The sequence below is a fragment of the Arthrobacter arabinosi genome, assembly GCF_054511115.1.
Genome location: NZ_JBTNDF010000002.1, coordinates 1 through 17,925, shown reverse-complemented (window position 1 = coordinate 17,925; position 17,925 = coordinate 1). Strand labels below are relative to the sequence as shown.

The 17,925-nt window shown below is 71.1% G+C and carries 15 protein-coding genes; 12 read left to right on the top strand and 3 right to left on the bottom strand.

Annotation, left to right across the window (positions count from 1 at the left end; all coding sequences use genetic code 11):
* Positions 1-3: 3 nt before the first annotated feature.
* From argB to ACX80P_RS04235, 7 genes are all read left to right on the top strand, one after another.
* The gene (gene argB, locus ACX80P_RS04265; RefSeq protein ID WP_459276815.1) at positions 4-984 is read left to right on the top strand and encodes an acetylglutamate kinase; all 981 of its coding nucleotides are present in this window, start codon (positions 4-6) and stop codon (positions 982-984) included.
* A complete protein-coding gene (locus tag ACX80P_RS04260; protein WP_459276814.1) occupies positions 981-2,261 on the top strand; it encodes an acetylornithine transaminase in 1,281 nt (426 codons plus the stop codon). Before argB ends, ACX80P_RS04260 begins: the two co-directional genes overlap by 4 nt.
* A complete protein-coding gene (gene argF / locus ACX80P_RS04255; RefSeq protein ID WP_459276813.1) occupies positions 2,258-3,223 on the top strand; it encodes an ornithine carbamoyltransferase in 966 nt (321 codons plus the stop codon). Before ACX80P_RS04260 ends, argF begins: the two co-directional genes overlap by 4 nt.
* Positions 3,220-3,759: an arginine repressor gene (locus ACX80P_RS04250; protein WP_459276812.1), complete on the top strand. Its 540-nt coding sequence runs from the start codon at positions 3,220-3,222 to the stop codon at positions 3,757-3,759. Before argF ends, ACX80P_RS04250 begins: the two co-directional genes overlap by 4 nt.
* Before the next feature lie 96 nt (positions 3,760-3,855).
* Entirely contained in the window at positions 3,856-5,058 is a 1,203-nt protein-coding gene (locus ACX80P_RS04245) for an argininosuccinate synthase (protein WP_459276811.1), read from the top strand.
* Positions 5,058-6,494: an argininosuccinate lyase gene (gene argH, locus ACX80P_RS04240; RefSeq protein ID WP_459276810.1), complete on the top strand. Its 1,437-nt coding sequence runs from the start codon at positions 5,058-5,060 to the stop codon at positions 6,492-6,494. Before ACX80P_RS04245 ends, argH begins: the two co-directional genes overlap by 1 nt.
* Before the next feature lie 293 nt (positions 6,495-6,787).
* A complete protein-coding gene (locus tag ACX80P_RS04235; protein ID WP_459276809.1) occupies positions 6,788-7,465 on the top strand; it encodes an NADPH-dependent F420 reductase in 678 nt (225 codons plus the stop codon).
* Between the two features lie 31 nt (positions 7,466-7,496).
* Here the strand turns inward: ACX80P_RS04235 and ACX80P_RS04230 are convergent, their stop codons facing one another.
* Positions 7,497-8,393, bottom strand: a complete 897-nt coding sequence (locus ACX80P_RS04230; RefSeq protein WP_459276808.1) for a class I SAM-dependent methyltransferase — start codon at positions 8,391-8,393, stop codon at positions 7,497-7,499.
* Positions 8,394-8,509: 116 nt separating this feature from the next.
* Here ACX80P_RS04230 and ACX80P_RS04225 point away from each other — a divergent pair, with 116 nt between their 5' ends.
* The gene (locus tag ACX80P_RS04225; RefSeq protein WP_459276807.1) at positions 8,510-10,417 is read left to right on the top strand and encodes an ABC transporter ATP-binding protein; all 1,908 of its coding nucleotides are present in this window, start codon (positions 8,510-8,512) and stop codon (positions 10,415-10,417) included.
* A 16-nt stretch (positions 10,418-10,433) separates the two neighbouring features.
* On the opposite strand, the gene ACX80P_RS04220 is transcribed toward ACX80P_RS04225, so the two are convergent.
* Positions 10,434-10,970, bottom strand: a complete 537-nt coding sequence (locus ACX80P_RS04220; RefSeq protein ID WP_459276806.1) for a methylated-DNA--[protein]-cysteine S-methyltransferase — start codon at positions 10,968-10,970, stop codon at positions 10,434-10,436.
* Positions 10,971-11,016: 46 nt separating this feature from the next.
* Complete coding sequence (locus ACX80P_RS04215; RefSeq protein ID WP_459276805.1) at positions 11,017-12,528, bottom strand: AlkA N-terminal domain-containing protein; 1,512 nt, start codon at positions 12,526-12,528, stop codon at positions 11,017-11,019.
* 92 nt (positions 12,529-12,620) lie between these two features.
* On the opposite strand from ACX80P_RS04215, the gene ACX80P_RS04210 reads away from it, so the two are divergent.
* From ACX80P_RS04210 to tyrS, 4 genes are read left to right on the top strand one after another with little or no spacing between them, the layout of a single operon-like run.
* On the top strand, positions 12,621-13,265 hold the full coding sequence (locus ACX80P_RS04210; RefSeq protein WP_459276804.1) for a DNA-3-methyladenine glycosylase: 645 nt from the start codon (positions 12,621-12,623) through the stop codon (positions 13,263-13,265).
* An 11-nt stretch (positions 13,266-13,276) separates the two neighbouring features.
* Positions 13,277-13,843, top strand: a complete 567-nt coding sequence (locus ACX80P_RS04205; RefSeq protein WP_459277487.1) for an adenine phosphoribosyltransferase — start codon at positions 13,277-13,279, stop codon at positions 13,841-13,843.
* A gap of 51 nt (positions 13,844-13,894) precedes the next feature.
* Positions 13,895-16,147 carry a HelD family protein gene (locus tag ACX80P_RS04200; protein WP_459276803.1) on the top strand — a complete coding sequence of 751 codons (2,253 nt, stop codon included), beginning with the start codon at positions 13,895-13,897 and terminating at the stop codon, positions 16,145-16,147.
* Between the two features lie 12 nt (positions 16,148-16,159).
* Positions 16,160-17,482 carry a tyrosine--tRNA ligase gene (tyrS, locus tag ACX80P_RS04195; RefSeq protein WP_459276802.1) on the top strand — a complete coding sequence of 441 codons (1,323 nt, stop codon included), beginning with the start codon at positions 16,160-16,162 and terminating at the stop codon, positions 17,480-17,482.
* The last annotated feature ends 443 nt before the right edge of the window (positions 17,483-17,925 follow it).

Genomic DNA, 17,925 nt, shown 5'->3' with positions numbered 1-17,925 from the left:
CCCATGACGAGCAGCGACACGAGCATGAACCCGACGACGCCGTCGGCCTCCACCCTGAAGGCCCAGGACAAGGCCGCCACCCTGGTGGAGGCGCTGCCGTGGATCCAGCGCTTCGCCGGTACCACGATGGTCATCAAGTACGGCGGCAACGCCATGGTGAACGAGGAGATGCGCCGGGCCTTCGCCGAGGACGTCGTCTTCCTGCACCACGTCGGCATCCATCCCGTGGTCGTGCACGGCGGCGGCCCCCAGATCAACGCGATGCTGCAGAAGCTCGGCATCGAGTCCGAGTTCAAGGGAGGCCTGCGCGTGACGACCCCCGAGGCCATGGACGTGGTCCGCATGGTCCTCACCGGCCAGGTGGGCCGCGAGCTCGTGGGCCTCATCAACTCCCACGGTCCGTACGCCGTCGGCCTGTCCGGCGAGGACGGCGGCCTGCTCCGCGCGGTACGCACCGGCACCGTCGTCGACGGCGAGACCGTGGACCTCGGGCTCGTCGGGGACGTGACCGCGGTGCATCCCGGCGCCATCCTCGACATCCTCGAGGCCGGGCGCATCCCGGTGATCTCGACCGTCGCCCCCGAGTACGCCGCCGACGGCGAGGCGATGCAGCAGGTGCTCAACGTGAACGCCGATTCCGCCGCCGCCGCGCTGGCCGCCGCCCTCGGTGCGTCGAAGCTCGTGATCCTCACGGATGTCGAGGGGCTCTACGCCGCCTGGCCGGACCGCAGTTCGCTCATCTCCTCCCTGACCGTGAGCGAGCTCCGCGAGCTGTTGCCCGGCCTCGAATCCGGCATGATCCCGAAGATGGCCGCGTGCCTGCAGGCCGTCGAGGCCGGCGTGGAGCGCGCGCACATCGTCGACGGCCGACTGGCCCACTCGATGCTGCTCGAGACCTTCACCACCGCGGGCATCGGCACCCAGGTGATCCCCGACGGCACCGCGGCCCCGACGCACCCAGCGACCCCGAAGAGGCCGGCATGAACGACACCGCCACGAACGACACCCCCTCGACGGCCGTCGACCTGCTCACGGGCGGGGACTCGGGCGCCGACTGGCTGGCCCGCTACGGCTCCTCCCTGATGGGCGTCTTCGGCACGCCCCAGCGCGTGCTGGTGCGCGGATCGGGGTGCTTCGTGTGGGACGCCGACGGTGCGCAGTACCTCGACCTCCTCGGCGGCATCGCGGTCAACGCGCTCGGCCACGCCCACCCCTTCGTCACCTCGGTCATCGCGAGCCAGCTCGCCACCCTCGGCCACATCTCCAACTTCTTCACGAGTCCCACGCAGGTGGCGCTCGCCGAGAAACTGCTGGCCCTCGCCGACGCGCCCGCCGGGTCCCGCGTGTTCTTCACCAACTCGGGCGCGGAAGCACTCGAGGCCGCCGTCAAACTCGCACGCCGCAACAGCACCCCGGGGCGGCAGCGCATCCTCGCCCTGGACGGCGCCTTCCACGGCCGTACCATGGGGGCGCTCGCCCTGACATCCAAGAAGGCCTACCGTGAACCGTTCGAGCCCCTGCCCGGCGGCGTGGAGCACATCCCGTTCGACGACATCGACGCGCTCCGCAACGCCATCGACTTCTCCGTGGCGGCGCTGGTCCTCGAACCCATCCAGGGTGAAGCCGGCGTCAGGCCGCTCTCACCCGACTACCTGAGTGCCGCACGGCAGCTGACACGCGAACACGGGGCTCTGCTCATCCTCGACGAGGTGCAGTCCGGCGTCGCGCGGACGGGTCGCTGGTTCGCCCATCAGGAGGTGGACGGCGTCGTACCCGATGCCATGACGCTCGCCAAGGGCCTCGGCGGCGGCTTCCCGATCGGGGCGCTGGTCACCTTCGGCGAGCACGTCTCCACACTGATCGGCGCGGGCCAGCACGGCACCACCTTCGGCGGTAATCCCGTGGCCACAGCGGCGGGACTGGCCACACTGCACGTCCTCGAAACGACCGGCGCCCTGCAGCACGCCTCCGAGGTCGGCTCCTTCCTCGCCTCGCGCCTCGTCGCGACGGAGGGCGTCACGGCGGTGCGCAGCCGGGGCCTGCTCATCGGGTTCGACGTCGACGGCGAGTACGCGCCGGCAGCGGTCCAGGCGGCGCTCGCCGCGGGATTCATCATCAACGCGACGGGGCCGTCCACCCTCCGGCTCGCGCCGCCGCTCATCCTCACCCTCGGGCAGGCCGCGACGTTCCTCGACGCCCTGCCCGCCATCCTCACCACAGCCCGCACCGCCCACGCCGCACACCGGGAGGCAACCCCATGACGCGCCACTTCCTCGTCGACACGGATCTCTCACCCGCCGAGCAGACCGAGGTGCTCGACCTCGCCGTCGAACTCAAGGCGAACCCCTACGCCCACGCGCCGTTCGCGGGGGAGGGCGCGGGCCGCAAGACCGTCGCCGTGATCTTCGACAAGACCTCCACCCGCACCCGGGTGTCCTTCGCCGCGGGGGTGGCGGACCTCGGCGGGGTGCCGCTGATCATCGGTGCGGGGGACTCCCAACTCGGGCACAAGGAATCGATCACCGACACCGCGAAGGTCCTGGAACGGATGGTCGCGACCATCGTCTGGCGCACCTACGCCCAGGCCGGACTCGAGGAGATGGCCGCGGCGTCCAGCGTCCCCGTCATCAACGCCCTCTCGGACGACTACCACCCGTGCCAGTTGCTGGCGGACCTGCTCACCATCCGCGAGCACAAGGGCACGCTCGCCGGACTGACGATGACGTACCTGGGGGACAGTGCCAACAACATGGCCAATTCCTACCTCCTCGCCGGCGTCACAGCCGGCATGCACGTCCGGGTCGCCGGACCCGAGGGTTACCTCCCCGATCCGGCCGTCGTGGCCGCGGCCGAGGAGCGGGCCGCCGCAACGGGCGGGTCCGTCCTCGTCACCACGGACGCGGCCGCGGCCCTTGCCGGAGCCGACGTCGTGGCCACCGACACCTGGGTGTCCATGGGCCAGGAGGACGAGAAGGCGGCGCGCCAGGAGCTGTTCCGCTCCTACGCCGTCGACGCCGCCGCGATGGCGCAGGCCGCACCGGACGCCGTCGTGCTCCACTGCCTGCCCGCCTACCGCGGGTACGAGATCGCAGCGGACGTCATCGACGGTCCGCAGTCGCTCGTCTGGGACGAGGCGGAGAATCGGCTGCACGCCCAGAAGGCGCTCATGACGTGGCTCGTGCAGCGGTCCGCTCTGCCGGACGGGCAGGGGAGCAGCTCGTGACCGTGCAGCGCGACTCGGCCCGCCTGACCACGAAGACCGCCCGGCACGCGCGGATCACGGACCTCCTGACCGCGCAGTCCGTGCGCTCGCAGGTTGAGCTGGCCACGCTGCTCGCCGCGGACGGCGTGCAGGTCAACCAGGGGACACTGTCACGCGATCTCGTGGAGCTCGGCGTCGTGCGGGTCCGCGGAGCCGAGGGCGCCCTGATCTACGCGGTACCCGTGGAGGGCGGCGGCCGCCACGCCCGCAGCGGCGTGTCCCAGGAGAGCCTCGACGCGCGGCTCGCGAAGCTGTGCAACGAGCTGCTGGTGACGGCGGAGGCTTCCGGGAACATCGTCATCCTGCGGACGCCGCCGGGGGCCGCGAACTTCCTCGCCCTGGCCATCGACCACTCGGTGATGCCCTCCATCCTCGGGACCATCGCGGGAGACGACACCGTGATGCTCGTCAGCCGGGACCCCGACGGCGGGGCGGCCATCGCCGAACGCTTCCTCGGACTCGCGCAGGAACCACAGGGGCCCGCCGACCCGTCCTGACCCGGCCGCGCCTGGCTCTGTGCCTGCCGCGGCATGACACCCTTGAGACCTACCCACCCACGGGCGCTTGCCCGGACAATCGAAGGAGCACTTCCCGTGACCGAACGCATCGTCCTCGCCTACTCCGGCGGACTCGACACCTCCGTCGCCATCGGCTGGATCGCCGAAGCCACCGGTGCCGAGGTGATCGCCGTGGCCGTCGACGTCGGACAGGGCGGCGAATCCCTCGAGACCATCCGCCAGCGCGCACTCGGCTGCGGTGCCGTCGAAGCCTACGTGGCCGACGCCCGTGAGGAGTTCGCCACCGACTACTGCATGCCGGCCCTCAAGGCCAACGCGCTCTACATGGACGCCTACCCCCTGGTCTCCGCGCTGTCCCGGCCCGTGATCGTCAAGCACCTGGTGGCCGCGGCCCGCCAGTTCGGCGCGACCACGGTGTCCCACGGCTGCACCGGCAAGGGCAACGACCAGGTGCGCTTCGAGGTCGGCATCCAGACCCTCGGCCCCGACCTGAAGTGCATCGCGCCCGTCCGCGACCTCGCCCTCACCCGCGACAAGGCCATCGCCTTCGCCGAGGAGAAGGGCCTGCCGATCGAGACCACCAAGAAGAACCCGTTCTCCATCGACCAGAACGTCTGGGGCCGTGCCGTCGAGACCGGCTTCCTCGAGGACATCTGGAACGGACCCACCAAGGACGTCTACGACTACACCGAGTCGCCCGAGTTCCCGCCCGCCGTGGACGAGGTCATCATCTCCTTCAAGGAGGGCATCCCGGTCGCGATCGACGGCAACGCGGTGACGCCGCTGCAGGCCATCGAGGAACTGAACCGCCGCGCCGGTGCGCAGGGCATCGGCCGCATCGACATCGTCGAGGACCGGCTCGTCGGCATCAAGAGCCGCGAGATCTACGAGGCCCCGGGAGCGATGGCCCTCATTGCCGCGCACCGCGAGCTCGAGAACGTCACGGTCGAGCGTGAGCTCGCCCGCTTCAAGAAGACCGTCGGCCAGCGCTGGACCGAACTGGTGTACGACGGCCAGTGGTTCTCCCCGCTGAAGCGCTCGCTCGACACCTTCATCGACGACACCCAGCAGTACGTCACGGGTGACATCCGTATGAACCTCCACGGAGGCCGTGCGACCGTCACGGGCCGCCGCTCCGACGTCGCACTGTACGACTTCAACCTCGCCACCTACGACTCCGGGGACACCTTCGACCAGTCGATGGCGCGCGGCTTCATCGAGATCTTCGGCCTGTCCTCCAAGGTGGCCTCGGGCCGGGACCAGCGGGCGGGCGCCTGATGGCTCCAGAGAGTTCGGTGCGCTCGGGGACGAACGAGGGATCGCTGTGGGGCGGCCGGTTCGCCGGCGGCCCCGCCGACGCCCTGGCCGCGCTCAGCAAGTCGACGCACTTCGACTGGCGCCTGGCGGTCTACGACATCGAGGGTTCCCGCGCCCACGCCCGCGTGCTCCACCGCGCGGGCCTGCTCGACGACGGCGAGCTCGCCGGCATGATCGACGCCCTCGACCGTCTCGACGCCGACGTGCGGTCCGGTGCCTACGCGCCGGCGCAGAGCGACGAGGACGTGCACGGCTCACTGGAGCGCGGCCTCATCGAGCGCGCTGGACCGGCGCTGGGCGGCAAGCTGCGTGCCGGCCGGTCCCGCAACGACCAGGTGGCGACGCTCGGGCGTATGTACCTCCGGGACCACGCCCGGATCATCGCCCGTGGCGTCCTCGCGACGATCGGTGCCCTCGTCGACCAGGCCGAGGCGCACCTCGAGGTGCCGATGCCGGGGCGCACCCACCTGCAGCACGCGCAGCCCGTGCTGCTGAGCCACCACCTGCTGGCCCACGCGTGGGCGCTGCTGCGGGACGTGCAGCGGCTGCAGGACTGGGACCGGCGTGCCGGGGTCTCGCCCTACGGATCGGGGGCCCTCGCCGGTTCCTCTCTGGGCCTCGACCCGGAGGCCGTCGCGGCGGATCTCGGCTTCTTCTCCGCGACACACAACTCGATCGACGGGACGTCGTCACGGGACGTCTACGCGGAGTTCGCCTGGGTGTCGGCGATGATCGGCGTCGACCTCTCCCGCGTGAGCGAGGAGATCATCGTGTGGGCCACGAAGGAGTTCTCGTTCGTCACGCTCGACGACGCCTTCTCGACCGGCTCGTCGATCATGCCGCAGAAGAAGAACCCCGACGTCGCCGAGCTGGCGCGCGGCAAGGCCGGGCGGCTGATCGGCGACCTGACAGGTCTTCTCGCGACGCTGAAGGGACTGCCCCTGGCGTACAACCGTGACCTGCAGGAGGACAAGGAGCCGGTGTTCGACGCCGTCGACACCCTCGAGGTCCTGCTGCCGGCGGTCTCCGGCATGATCGCGACGCTCGTCTTCAACACCGCGCGCATGGCGGAGCTCGCGCCGCAGGGATTCGCCCTCGCGACCGACATCGCCGAGTGGCTCGTGCGGCAGGGCGTGCCGTTCCGCGAGGCGCACGAACTCTCGGGTGCCGCCGTCCGCGTCGCCGAGCAGCGCGGCGTGGAACTGTGGGACCTGACGGACGAGGAGTTCGCGGGGATCTCCGCGCACCTGGTGCCCGCGGTGCGCGAGGTGCTCACGGTGGAAGGATCGCTCGCCAGCCGGGACGCTCAGGGTGGGACGGCTCCGGCCGCCGTCCGCCGCCAGCTCACCGCACTGCGCGCCGAGCTCGACGGTGTCGAGGCGTACGCCGCAGGCTGACCGCCCACGCCCGAGTGCGGTGCGGCTCCTGCTCGGGGCCGCACCGCGGGTCCCGCCCGGAGCCCACGGGCCGGACCCGCCAGCCGGGAGCCCGTTACCCGGAATCTGTCCCGGAGGGGAGCATCATGCGGCACGGGCCGACCGAGGCTCGGATCAGGGCGGGCCGGTGGCAGTGCGCCTGTTCGTCGCGTCGCGGGCTCGACAGATGGTCGGATCCGTCACAGACTGTCGAGAACGATCCGTCGGATCGCGGTCGTGGCACGACTCGAACGAACCCTGGAGGAGATCACGCCATGAGAATCGCCATCCTCGGAACCGGCTCCGTCGGGCGCACGTTGGCCGCGCGGCTCATCGAACTGGGGCACGACGTCACCCTCGGCACCCGTGACGCCCAGGCCACGCTCGCCCGCATCGACGTCGACGCCCTGGGCAACGCCCCGTTCGCCGACTGGGCGGCCGCGAACCCCGGCGTCGCCGTGCGCAACTTCGGTGACGCCGTCTCCGGGGCGGAGCTCGTCATCAACGCCACGAACGGCAGTGCGTCCCTGGACGCCCTGGCCCGGGTCGGGACGGAGGGCCTCGACGGCAAGGTCGTCCTCGATGTCGCCAACCCCCTCGACTTCAGCCGTGGCATGCCGCCGACCCTGCTCGTCAAGGACACGGACTCCCTCGGCGAGCGGATCCAGCGCGCCTTCCCCACCGCCCGCGTCGTGAAGTCCCTCAATGCCGTCACGGCAGACCTGATGGCCCATCCGGGGAAGCTGCCCGAGCCCGGCAGCGTCTTCGTCTCCGGGAACGACACCGACGCCAAGCACACTGTCACGGCACTGCTGCAGGAGTTCGGCCACCAGGACATCATCGACCTCGGTGACATCACCACCGCCCGAGGCACCGAGATGCTCCTGCCCGTCTGGCTCCGCCTCTACAGTGCGCTCGGCACCCCTGCCTTCAACTTCAAGATCGTCCGCTGAGTCCGGTGATCCCCCCCGGCGGGGGTCGCCTCTATCGCCCCACGGCGGGGCCGGTCTCCTGCTGCGTCGAGGTGCCCGGTTCGTGGGGGGTACCGTTCGCCTTCGACAGCGTGAAGATCCCATAACGCATCGCACCGGTGCGGTAGGCCAGGATGAGGCGGGGGACGCTCAGAAGGAAGACGCGGTTGCGTGCGCTGCGGGCGAGGCGGCGGGTCTCCCGATCAACGAGCAGGGTCCTCACCAGCCGTCGGGCGCAGATCGTCCAGGTGCGCGCGACGCGGCGGCTGACATCCTCATAGCCGACGATCGTGAAGCCCGCCGCCCGGGCCATCGCCTCATAGTCCTCGCGCGTGCCCATCGACGGCAGCCGCCCTTCCCGACAGATCGGCTCGAGCAGGTGGCGGACCTTCCAGGGGCCGGCATCGGTCTCGGCGAGCCACGCGCAGACGACGAAGCGGCCGCCGGGCGCCAGCACGCGATGCGCCTCGGCGAAGAATCGGGGCTTGTCGACCATGTGCTCGCTCGACTCGATCGCCCACGCCGCATGGGCCGAGGCATCGGCCAGCCCGTTGACGAGCCAGTCGCCGACCCGGATGTCCACGCCGGGTACGGGTTGCGCGGCGGCGTAGTGCGCCTGCTCGGCGGACAGGGTGAAGCCGGTGACGCGGACGCCGCGTGTCACCGCGAGCTGCCGTGCGGTGGAGCCGTACCCGCAACCGATGTCGACGCACGTGTCGCCGGGCGAAAGGCGCAGCCGGTCGCCGACAGTGTCGACCAGCGCCTCGACGGCCTCGGCAGGCGTCTCCCGGCCCGTCGACCACAGCCCGTGATGGACATGGTCCCCCCACACGCGACGATAGACCGGGTCGAGCTCGTCGTAGTGGTCGGCGACCGCGACGGCGTCCTGGGAAGTATCGGGGAGGATCACGCGGCCACCCTACAACGCCGCTCCTGCACATCCAACGCACCGGCCCCGCATACCTGCCCGCTACGCCCGCCGCGAAGTGCTTTGACACCCTCCACCGCCCGGCGCATCGTGTGAGCATGCAGCCCACCGCCCCGCGCGCCACGCTCCGGGAATTCTTCCCCTATCTGCGGGGGCATGTGCGTGTCCTCGCCCTGGTCGCCGTCGTCTCCCTCGTCTCGACGGGCCTCTCGATCGCGCAGCCGCTCATGGTGCAGCAACTCGTCAACGCCGTGTCCACGAGCCGCCCCGCCGCCGTCTTCGTCTGGTTCCTCGTCGCCATCACGCTCGGCGGGGCCGTCTTCGGGGCAGCGCAGTCCTACCTCCTCCAGCGGACCGCGGAATCCGTGGTTCTCGGCGTGCGCCGGTCCCTGGTGGGGCAGCTGCTCGCCCTGCCCGTGCGCGAGTTCGACCGTCGGCGTGTCGGCGACCTCATGTCCAGGGTCGGCTCCGACACCACCCTCATGCGCAGCGTCATCACCTCCGGCCTGTTCGAGATCGTCTCGTCCATTCTCATGTTCTGCGCGGCCGTCGTCCTGATGGTCCTCATCGACCCCCTGTTGTTCGGCATCACGCTGACCGCCGTCCTGGTCGGCGCGGGCGGCGTCGTGTTTCTCGGCCGACTCATTCGCAGGCGCAGCCGCGACGTCCAGGACGCCGTCGGCTCCATGACGGCCGCCGTCGAGCGTGGCCTCTCCGGCATCCGCACCATCAAGGCGTCGGTCGCCGAGGAACGCGAAGCCGCGGTGATCGACGTCGAGGCGACCACGGCCTTCGACGCCGGCATCGCCATGGCCCGCCTCCAGGCCGCCGTCCAGCCCATCATGTCCGTCTGCGTCCAGGGTGCATTCATCGTGGTCCTCGCCGTGGGCGGCATCCGGGTGGCCGCCGGCGAACTGCTGCTCGGCGACCTGATCGCCTTCATCCTCTACCTGTTCCTGCTCGTGATGCCCATCGGGTCCGCGATGAGCGCGTTCGTGCAGATCCAGTCCGGCCTCGCGGCGCTGGACCGCATCCAGGAGATCGCCCGGCTCGAGCCCGAACGGGCGGACGAGGAGCACGTCGTCGGGAGCACACTCCGAGCGGCCCCCTCGGGCCGCGGCAGCAGCATCGAACTACACGACGTCAGCTTCCGCTATGGCGACGACGACGGAGGGGACGCCGCGGATGTCGCGGACGGCACGCCGACGTCAGCGGACGGGTCCGTGTCGCCCGTGTCGCCCGTGTCGCCTGTGTCGCCCGTGTCGCCCGACGTGCCGGGCACCTCGGAGGGGCACCTGCAGGGCGGCACGGTCGGGCACCTGGTCCTCGACGGCGTCAGCTTCACCGTCCCCGCGGGCAGCAGGACGGCCCTCGTCGGGCCCTCGGGCGCCGGCAAGTCCACGGTTCTGGCCCTGCTGGAGCGGTTCTACGAACCGACGGCGGGCAGCATCCTCCTCGACGGCGTCGCCCTGCCCGGGATCCCGCGCTCCGACCTGCGCTCGCGCATCGGCCTCGTGGAGCAGGAGGCCCCCGTCCTCAGCGGGACCCTGGCCGACAATCTGCGGCTGGCGGCCCCGGCTGCCACCGACGACCAGCTCCGCCGTGTCCTCGCGGCCGTCGGCCTCGACGCGCTGGGGGACAGGTCGGACGACGGCCTGGACCTCAACCTGGGGGAGGACGGCATCCGGCTCTCGGGCGGTCAGCGGCAGCGCCTCGCATGGGCCCGCGTGATCCTCGCCGACCGACCCGTCCTGCTCATGGACGAGCCGACGTCGGCCGTGGATTCGCGGACCGAGCAGCTGCTCCAGCAGACGCTGGGGGAGGCCTCGCGGAACCGCACCGTCGTCGTCGTCGCCCACCGCCTGTCCACGGTGGCGGACTTCGACCAGATCGTCGTCCTCGACCAGGGGCGGGTCACCGGCGTCGGCACGCACGACGAGCTCCTGGAGAGCAGCGACCTGTACCGGGACATGGCGGCCCGGCAGCGACTGGTCGCCCACGCCTGAGACCCGGCGGGCCGGATCACACGGAGAGGCCGGCCTCACGGTCGAGGAGCCGCTGCTTGACCGGCAGCCCCCAGCGGAAGCCGCCCAGCGAGCCATCCGTCCTGATGATCCTGTGGCACGGGACGAACAGCGCGGCGGCGTTCTTCGCGCAGGCCCCCGCAGCAGCACGGACCGCGGCCGGGTTGCCCGCCCGGGCGGCGTACTCGAGGTAGGTGACCGGAGCCCCCGGGGCGATCGTGCGCAGGACGTCCCAGGCGTGGGCCCGGAACGGTCCGGAGGCCTGGCGCACCCGCACCGCAGCGATGGCCTCGACGTCGCCGTCGTAGTAGCGGGCCACGGCGTCGAGGACGGGTTGCATGGCCGACGCCGCCGGATCGAAGGCGGCCGCCCTGAGGCTGGGGTGGATCTGCGCGATCAGCTCGTCCGGCCCGGAGGTCCAGCCGGACGAGAGGACCGCCCCTTCCGCTTCGATCACGGTGAAGGGGCCGTCGGGCGTGTCGATGGTGGCTGTCGTGGCGCCCCGGAGGGCGGCGGGGGCGGGCGTTGCGCTCATGGCGGGCATCCGTTCGAGGGGAGGGTTCAGGGTACGTGGGGCACGGTCAGGCGGCATCATCGGACGTCAGGGCGGTCGGGGCGGCTGCGTTCCGCCACAGGTGCACTGTCGCGTAGGAGCGCCACGGCCGGACGGCGGCCATGGCCGCCTCGAGGGCCGCCGCGGACCCGGCGGGGGAACCGGGCGCGAGCCGTGCCCAGCCGGTGCGGACCGCGGCATCGCCCCGGAGATGGATGTCCGGGTGGCCGAGCACGCGCAGGGCGACGTAGTCGGCGGTCCAGGGTCCCACGCCGTCCAGCCGCAGCAGGTCGGCGCGCAGTTGCGCGGGGTGCGAGCCGATCCCGATCGCGAGATCACCGGATGCGAGCGCCCGTGCCGCCGCCCGCAGGGCATCGTTGCGGCGACGCGGTCCGCGCAGCAACGGGTCGGGCGCGGCGGCGAGGTCACCGCCGGAGGGGAAGAACCGGTCGAGTGCAGTGCCCGGCACCGCGACGGGAGGACCCGCAGCAGCGAGCCGGCCGAGGGCCGTCGTCGCCGCGGCGACCGTGACCTGCTGGCCCACGACCGCGCGGATGAGGGTCTCGTGGGGATCCAGAGACCCCGGGAGACGCAACCCCGGCGCAGCCGCGACCAGTCGGGTGAAGCGGGCGTCGCGCGACAGGGCGGCGTCGACCGCCACGGGGTCGGCGTCGAGGTCGAACAGCCTGCGGATACGGCTGAGCAGCGCGGGAAGATCCGCCAGCCCCGCCACCGACACCGTGACGGGCAGGGCGGCCCGACCGCCGCCCCGGGTCTCGACGGCGTCCGCCCTGAACCAGGCGGGCCCGGCCGGCAGGCGGAGCAGGCGCTCGTAGCTGGTCGCCGTCCCGACCTCCACACCGGCCACGGCGCGGGCGGCGAGGAAACGGAAGATCCCGTTGTCGTAGGGCAGCCGCGTAGGCAGGGAGAGCGAGATCCGGAGCGGCCCGCCGGGATCGGCCGTGGAGGGCCCCTGCGTCCCGGGCCGGGAGGCCTCCCGCAGCCGGCCCGGCGTGAGGTCGAACACCTGCCGGACGGTGTCGTTGAACTGCCGGATGCTCCCGAAGCCCGCAGCGAAGGCCACGTCGGCGAAGCGGAGCGTCGAGGCCGTGAGGAGGGTGCGGGCCGTCTGGGCTCGATGCGCCCGGGCCAGGGCGAGTGCCCCGGCGCCGAGCTCATCCTTCAGGATGCGGTTGAGCTGGCGGGGGGAGTACCCCAGGCGCGCCGCCAGGGCCGGAACGCCCGCGCGGTCCACCTCGCCGTCGGCTATGAGCCGCATGGCCCGGGCCGCCGCGTCGCTGCGCAGGTTCCACTCCGGGTCCCCCGGGACGGCCTCGGGCAGGCATCGCTTGCAGGCGCGGTACCCGGCGTCGTGCGCGGCGGCCGAGGTGCGGAAGAAGGTGACATTGGCGGGCTTCGGCGTCCGGGCAGGGCAGGAGGGCCGGCAATAGATGCCCGTGCTCGAGACAGCGGTCACGAACTGCCCGTCGAAGCGGGCGTCCCGGGCGTCGATCGCCCTGTACTGCTGCCAGAAGTCCATGCCGTCATCCTGCCAGTCGGCCGGGCACCGCACTAGCGGGATTCGGACACGGCGGTGGGAGGGGCGGGGGAGCCCTGGGTTACGGTCGGGGAGTGATCGAACAGGGCAGGACGGACCCGGACCCCCGCGCACGGCTCGGCGGCAGCGCCCTCGAGGTGGCGCCCTCGCTCCTCGGCGCGCACCTCACGCACAGCAGCGACGACGGCGACGTCACTGTCCGCGTCACGGAGGTCGAGGCCTACCTCGGCCCGGACGATCCGGGCTCCCACGCGTTCCGGGGCAGGACCGCGCGGAACGCGACGATGTTCGGGCCCGCCGGGCACCTCTACGTCTACTTCACCTACGGCATGCACTACTGCGCCAACATCGTGTGCGGGGACGAAGGGTGGGCCACGGGACTGCTCCTGCGGGCGGGAGAGATCGTCGACGGTGCGGACCTCGCCCGCGACCGGCGCTCGCATCCGGCGACCGACCTCGACCTCGCCCGGGGGCCCGCGCGTCTCGCGCAGGCGCTCGGCCTCGACCGCCGGAATGACGGCGCCGACGTGCTCGCGCACCCCTTCCGCCTGGTCCTGCCGGAGCAGCCTGCGCCGGCGGTCCTGCGCGGACCGCGCGTGGGCGTCAGCGGTGCCGCCGGAACGGAGGAGTATCCGTGGCGCTTCTGGCTGCCGGAGGAGCCCACGGTCTCCCGCTTCCGTCCGGGGAAGCCCCGTGCAGCCCGTAAGGTTGATCCGTGAATATCAGCGAAATGGACCTCGGCCCGGCGACCGTACCCGGCGCCACCGCACTGGCGCTGCAGGCGCGCGACGCCGTCGACCGCCTGTGCATGGTGGTCCCCGACTTCCCGTCACCCGGCATCATGTTCCGGGACCTCACACCGGTCTTCGCCGACGCCCGCGCCTTCCGCGCCGTCGTCGACGCGCTCGCCGAAGCCTTCGCGGACCAGTTCGACGCCGTCGCCGGGGTGGAGGCCCGCGGCTTCCTCCTCGCCGCGGCCGTCGGATACGCGACCGGCACCGGCGTCGTCACCGTCCGCAAGGCGGGCAAGCTGCCCCGCGCCGTGTACCGGGAGTCCTACGACCTCGAATACGGTCAAGCGTCCCTCGAGCTCCACCAGGCCGACCTGCCCGCCGGGACGCGCGTCCTCCTGCTCGACGACGTCCTCGCCACGGGGGGAACACTCGTCGCCGCGGGAGCGTTGCTCGAACAGGCCGGGGCCGTCGTCGTCGGGTGCGGCGTGGTCCTCGAGCTGGCCGACCTCGCCGGACGCGACGCCCTGAACGGCTTGCGGGTGCACGCGCTCGAAACCGTGTAGCGTCCACCACGCTAGAATTGACGGTCTGCGTTTCAAGGAAGGAACTGTCCGATGCACGAGACGTCCCAGGCCAAGGCCGAGCTGGAGCACGAGCGCGGCTACGTCGACGGCCTGTACCACCGTCTCGACGAACTCCGGGCGGAGAAGGCCGATCAGCTCGCCGAGGTCCGGCGCACCCAGGCGGCCGGATCCCACCAGAACAGGTCGGAGCGGGACGCCTTCGCCACGATGTACGAGGACCGCCTCGCCCAGCTCAATGCCGTCGACGACCGCCTCGTGTTCGGTCGCCTCGACCTGGACGACGGCGACAAGCGGTACATCGGCCGCATCGGACTGTCCGACGAGGACCTCCGGCAGCTCATGGTCGACTGGCGCGCACCCGAGGCCGGCACGTTCTACCAGGCCACGGCCTTCGAGCGCATGGGCGTCCGGCGCCGCCGCCACCTGATCCTCTCGCGCCGCGACGTCGTCGCGATCGAGGACGACGTCCTCGACGCGGACCTGCTCGGCGACGACGACTCGCTGCAGGGCGAGGGTGCCCTGCTCGCGGCACTGAATACGCGCCGCACCGGCCAGATGTCCGACATCGTGGGCACCATCCAGGCGGAGCAGGACCGCATCATCCGGGCACCTCTGCCCGGGGTCACCGTGGTCCAGGGGGGCCCGGGCACCGGCAAGACGGCCGTCGCGCTCCACCGCGCCGCCTACCTCCTCTACACGCACCGTGAGCGGCTGAAGTCGGCCGGCGTGTTGCTCGTGGGACCCACCGACGCCTTCATGAAGTACATCGAGCGCGTCCTGCCGTCCCTCGGTGAGACCGGCGTCGTCATGGCCGGCATCGGCACCCTGATGCCCGGCGTCGCGACGGTGGCGGAGACGGACGAGACCGCGGCAGCCGTCAAGGGCAGGATGGAGATGGCGCAGGTCCTTCGCACTGCCGTCGCCAACCGGGAGCGCGTCCCGTCGGAGAACAAGCGACTCAACGTCGAGGGCACCATGCTGACCCTCACCCCCCGCCAGGTGGCCCGCGCCCGCGAGCGGGCCCGGGCCACCGGGAAACCACACAACGAAGCGCGGATCACGTTCGTCAAGATCCTCCTCCGCGAGCTCACCGAGCAGCTGCTGGACAAGCTGGAGGAGTCCTCGGGCGGCGGCAACAACGCCGACCGCTCCTACCTCGCCGAGGACGTCCGCAGCTCCCGTGACGTGCGGATCGCGCTCAACCTGGCATGGATGCCTCTCACGCCGCAGAAGCTCGTGTCCGAACTCTTCGCCCGCCCCGAGCTGCTGCGCGCGGCGGCCCCCGGTCTGGGCGAGGACGAACTCGCCGCCCTGGCACGGCCTGCGGGTTCCCCGTGGACCGAAGCGGATGTACCCCTGCTCGACGAGGCCGCGGAACTGCTCGGCGACCTCGACCCGTCGGCCGGACGCGACACCGCGGCCCGTGAGCAGGAGCAGAAGCGCGACCTCGCCAACGCGGAGCGGGCCCTCGAGAACGTCAACGCCTCACTGGAGGACTCCGGGGTGGACGGTGTGCTGACCGCCGAGGACCTCGCGCGGCACAACGCGGTGACCGCCACGCGGCTCACGGCCGCCGAGCGCGCCTCCGGCGACCGCACCTGGGCCTACGGGCACATCGTGGTCGACGAGGCCCAGGAACTCTCCCCGATGCAGTGGCGCCTGCTGATGCGGCGCTGCCCGCTGAAGTCCTTCACGATCGTCGGTGACATCGCCCAGACCAGCTCGGCCGCCGGTTCGAGGTCCTGGCAGCAGGCCCTGGAACCGTTCGTCGGGGATCGTTGGCAGCTCGAGGAGCTGACCGTCAACTACCGCACGCCCGCGCAGATCGCCGAGGCCGCCGTGCGGATGGCGAACGCGGCGGGCCTCGTCGTGTCCGCGCCGAAGGCCGTGCGGGAGGGGCGGTTCCCGCCGGTGCTGGACACGGTGCGTGACGCCGTGGCCGCCCTGGTGCAGGCCATGTCCGAGGAGCTGGCCGCCATCGACGGCGGGCTCCTCGCCGTCATCGCTCCGGAACATCTGCTGCCCGCGGTCCGGAGCGCCCTGACGCCGGCGTACGGGGATCGCGTCGGCTCCGGTGCGGGAGGCCCGGGCCAGGACATCGTGGTGATGAGTCCGCGCGGGTCGAAGGGCCTGGAGTTCGACGGCGTCGTGATCCTCGAGCCGCAGGAGATGCTCGATTCCGCGACAGCCAGGGTCGGCGACCTGTACGTGGCGATGACCCGCCCGACGCAGCGCCTCCGTGTCATCTCCAGCGGCCGGATTCCCGCTGGTATAGCCGACTGATAATTTGGACTCGTGTCCTCGCAAACAGATATCCCGGTCAGTGGCCTCGCAGGCCAGCGCAACGATCCCTCCTTCGACGGCGTCCACGACGAGCTCGTTTGGCGTGGACTGATCCATGTCTCCACCGACGAGGGGGAGCTGAAGGAACTGCTGGGCGGACCGTCCATCACGTTCTACTGCGGCTTCGACCCCACGGCCCCGAGCCTGCACCTCGGCAACCTGGTGCAGCTCCTCCTGATGCGCCGCCTCCAGCTCGCAGGCCACCGTCCCCTCGGCCTGGTGGGCGGTTCCACCGGGCTGGTGGGCGATCCGCGGCCGACGGCGGAGCGCACCATGAACACCAAGGAGACCGTCGCCGAGTGGGTCGGTCACCTCGAGGGGCAGGTCCGCCGGTTCCTCGACTTCGAGGGCGACGGTGCGGCGCGGATCGTGAACAACCTGGACTGGACCGGGCCGATGAGCGTCATCGACTTCCTCCGGGACGTCGGGAAGTACTTCCGCGTCGGCACGATGATCAAGAAGGAGACGGTCGCCAAGCGACTGAACTCCGACGAGGGCATCAGCTACACCGAGTTCAGCTACCAGATCCTGCAGGGGATGGACTACCTGCAGCTGTTCCGCGACTACGGCTGCGTCCTGCAGACCGGCGGATCCGACCAGTGGGGCAACCTCACCAGCGGCACGGACCTCGTGCGGAAGGTGGAGGGCACGAGCGTCCACGCGATCGGGACGCCGCTGATCACGAACTCGGACGGCACCAAGTTCGGCAAGAGCGAAGGCAACGCCATCTGGCTCGACGCCGCGATGACCAGCCCCTACGCCATGTTCCAGTTCTGGCTGAACACCTCCGACGCCGATGTCTCGCAGCGGTTGCGCATCTTCAGCTTCCGCAGCCGCGCCGACATCGAGGCACTCGAGCGGGCGACGGAGGAGCGGCCGCACGAACGGGCCGCGCAGCGTGCGCTGGCCTACGACGTCACGGCCCTCGTGCACGGTGTCGACGCGACGGAGAAAGTGATCGCAGCGTCGGCAGCCCTCTTCGGGCAGGGCGACCTGGGGTCTCTGGACCTCGCGACCCTCCAGGCGGCGACGGCCGAACTCGCGTCCGTTCCGGTTCCCCGGGACGGGCTGGGCATCATCGAGCTGCTGGTCGCGTCCGGCCTGTCGGGGAGCAATTCCGCGGCCCGCCGCACGATCGGCGAGGGTGGCGCCTACGTGAACAACACGAAGATCACCGATGCCGACCACACCGTCGGCGAGGACGATCTGCTGCACGGCCGGTACCTCCTGGTGCGCAGGGGCAAGCGCAACCTGGCCATGGTCGACGTGGCCTGAGCCGACCCCCTCCTGCTTCGACGAGCCGGCACGCCCCACCAGGGGAGTGCCGGCTCGTCCGTCCGTGGGGTGCGGCCCGATTTGCCGCCGGGGCGGGGCGGCCGTATAGTTATGGAGTTGCCCCGGTGAGGGTGGCGATCCCCAACAAATTCCTGTGGCTGGTTCGTGCGCTGTTTTCGTGGTGTCGGATCGGGCGGGCATTTGTGGTGGGTTCGTTTCTTTTGTTGTTTTCTTTTGTTGGTGGTGTAGGCCACGGCGGGGGATTTGACAAGGGAAAAGAATGTGAAATAAGCTGTGATCATAACGGCGGAGGAAAGCGGGGCCGGTGGGCGTGTAAGCGTCCGGTTCCTGTGAGTAATCGTTTGTTCCTGTTGTTTGAGAACTCAATAGTGTGCCAAGTTTGTTGATACCGATTGTTTTTTGATTGGTTGAATTTGCTGGTT

Coding starts and splice junctions, on each gene's coding strand:
- argB (WP_459276815.1), top strand. CDS start 4: ATGACGAGCAGCGACACGAGCATGAACCCGACGACGCCGTCGGCCTCC.
- ACX80P_RS04260 (WP_459276814.1), top strand. CDS start 981: ATGAACGACACCGCCACGAACGACACCCCCTCGACGGCCGTCGACCTG.
- argF (WP_459276813.1), top strand. CDS start 2,258: ATGACGCGCCACTTCCTCGTCGACACGGATCTCTCACCCGCCGAGCAG.
- argH (WP_459276810.1), top strand. CDS start 5,058: ATGGCTCCAGAGAGTTCGGTGCGCTCGGGGACGAACGAGGGATCGCTG.
- ACX80P_RS04235 (WP_459276809.1), top strand. CDS start 6,788: ATGAGAATCGCCATCCTCGGAACCGGCTCCGTCGGGCGCACGTTGGCC.
- ACX80P_RS04225 (WP_459276807.1), top strand. CDS start 8,510: ATGCAGCCCACCGCCCCGCGCGCCACGCTCCGGGAATTCTTCCCCTAT.
- ACX80P_RS04220 (WP_459276806.1), bottom strand. CDS start 10,970: ATGAGCGCAACGCCCGCCCCCGCCGCCCTCCGGGGCGCCACGACAGCC.
- ACX80P_RS04215 (WP_459276805.1), bottom strand. CDS start 12,528: ATGGACTTCTGGCAGCAGTACAGGGCGATCGACGCCCGGGACGCCCGC.
- ACX80P_RS04205 (WP_459277487.1), top strand. CDS start 13,277: ATGGACCTCGGCCCGGCGACCGTACCCGGCGCCACCGCACTGGCGCTG.
- ACX80P_RS04200 (WP_459276803.1), top strand. CDS start 13,895: ATGCACGAGACGTCCCAGGCCAAGGCCGAGCTGGAGCACGAGCGCGGC.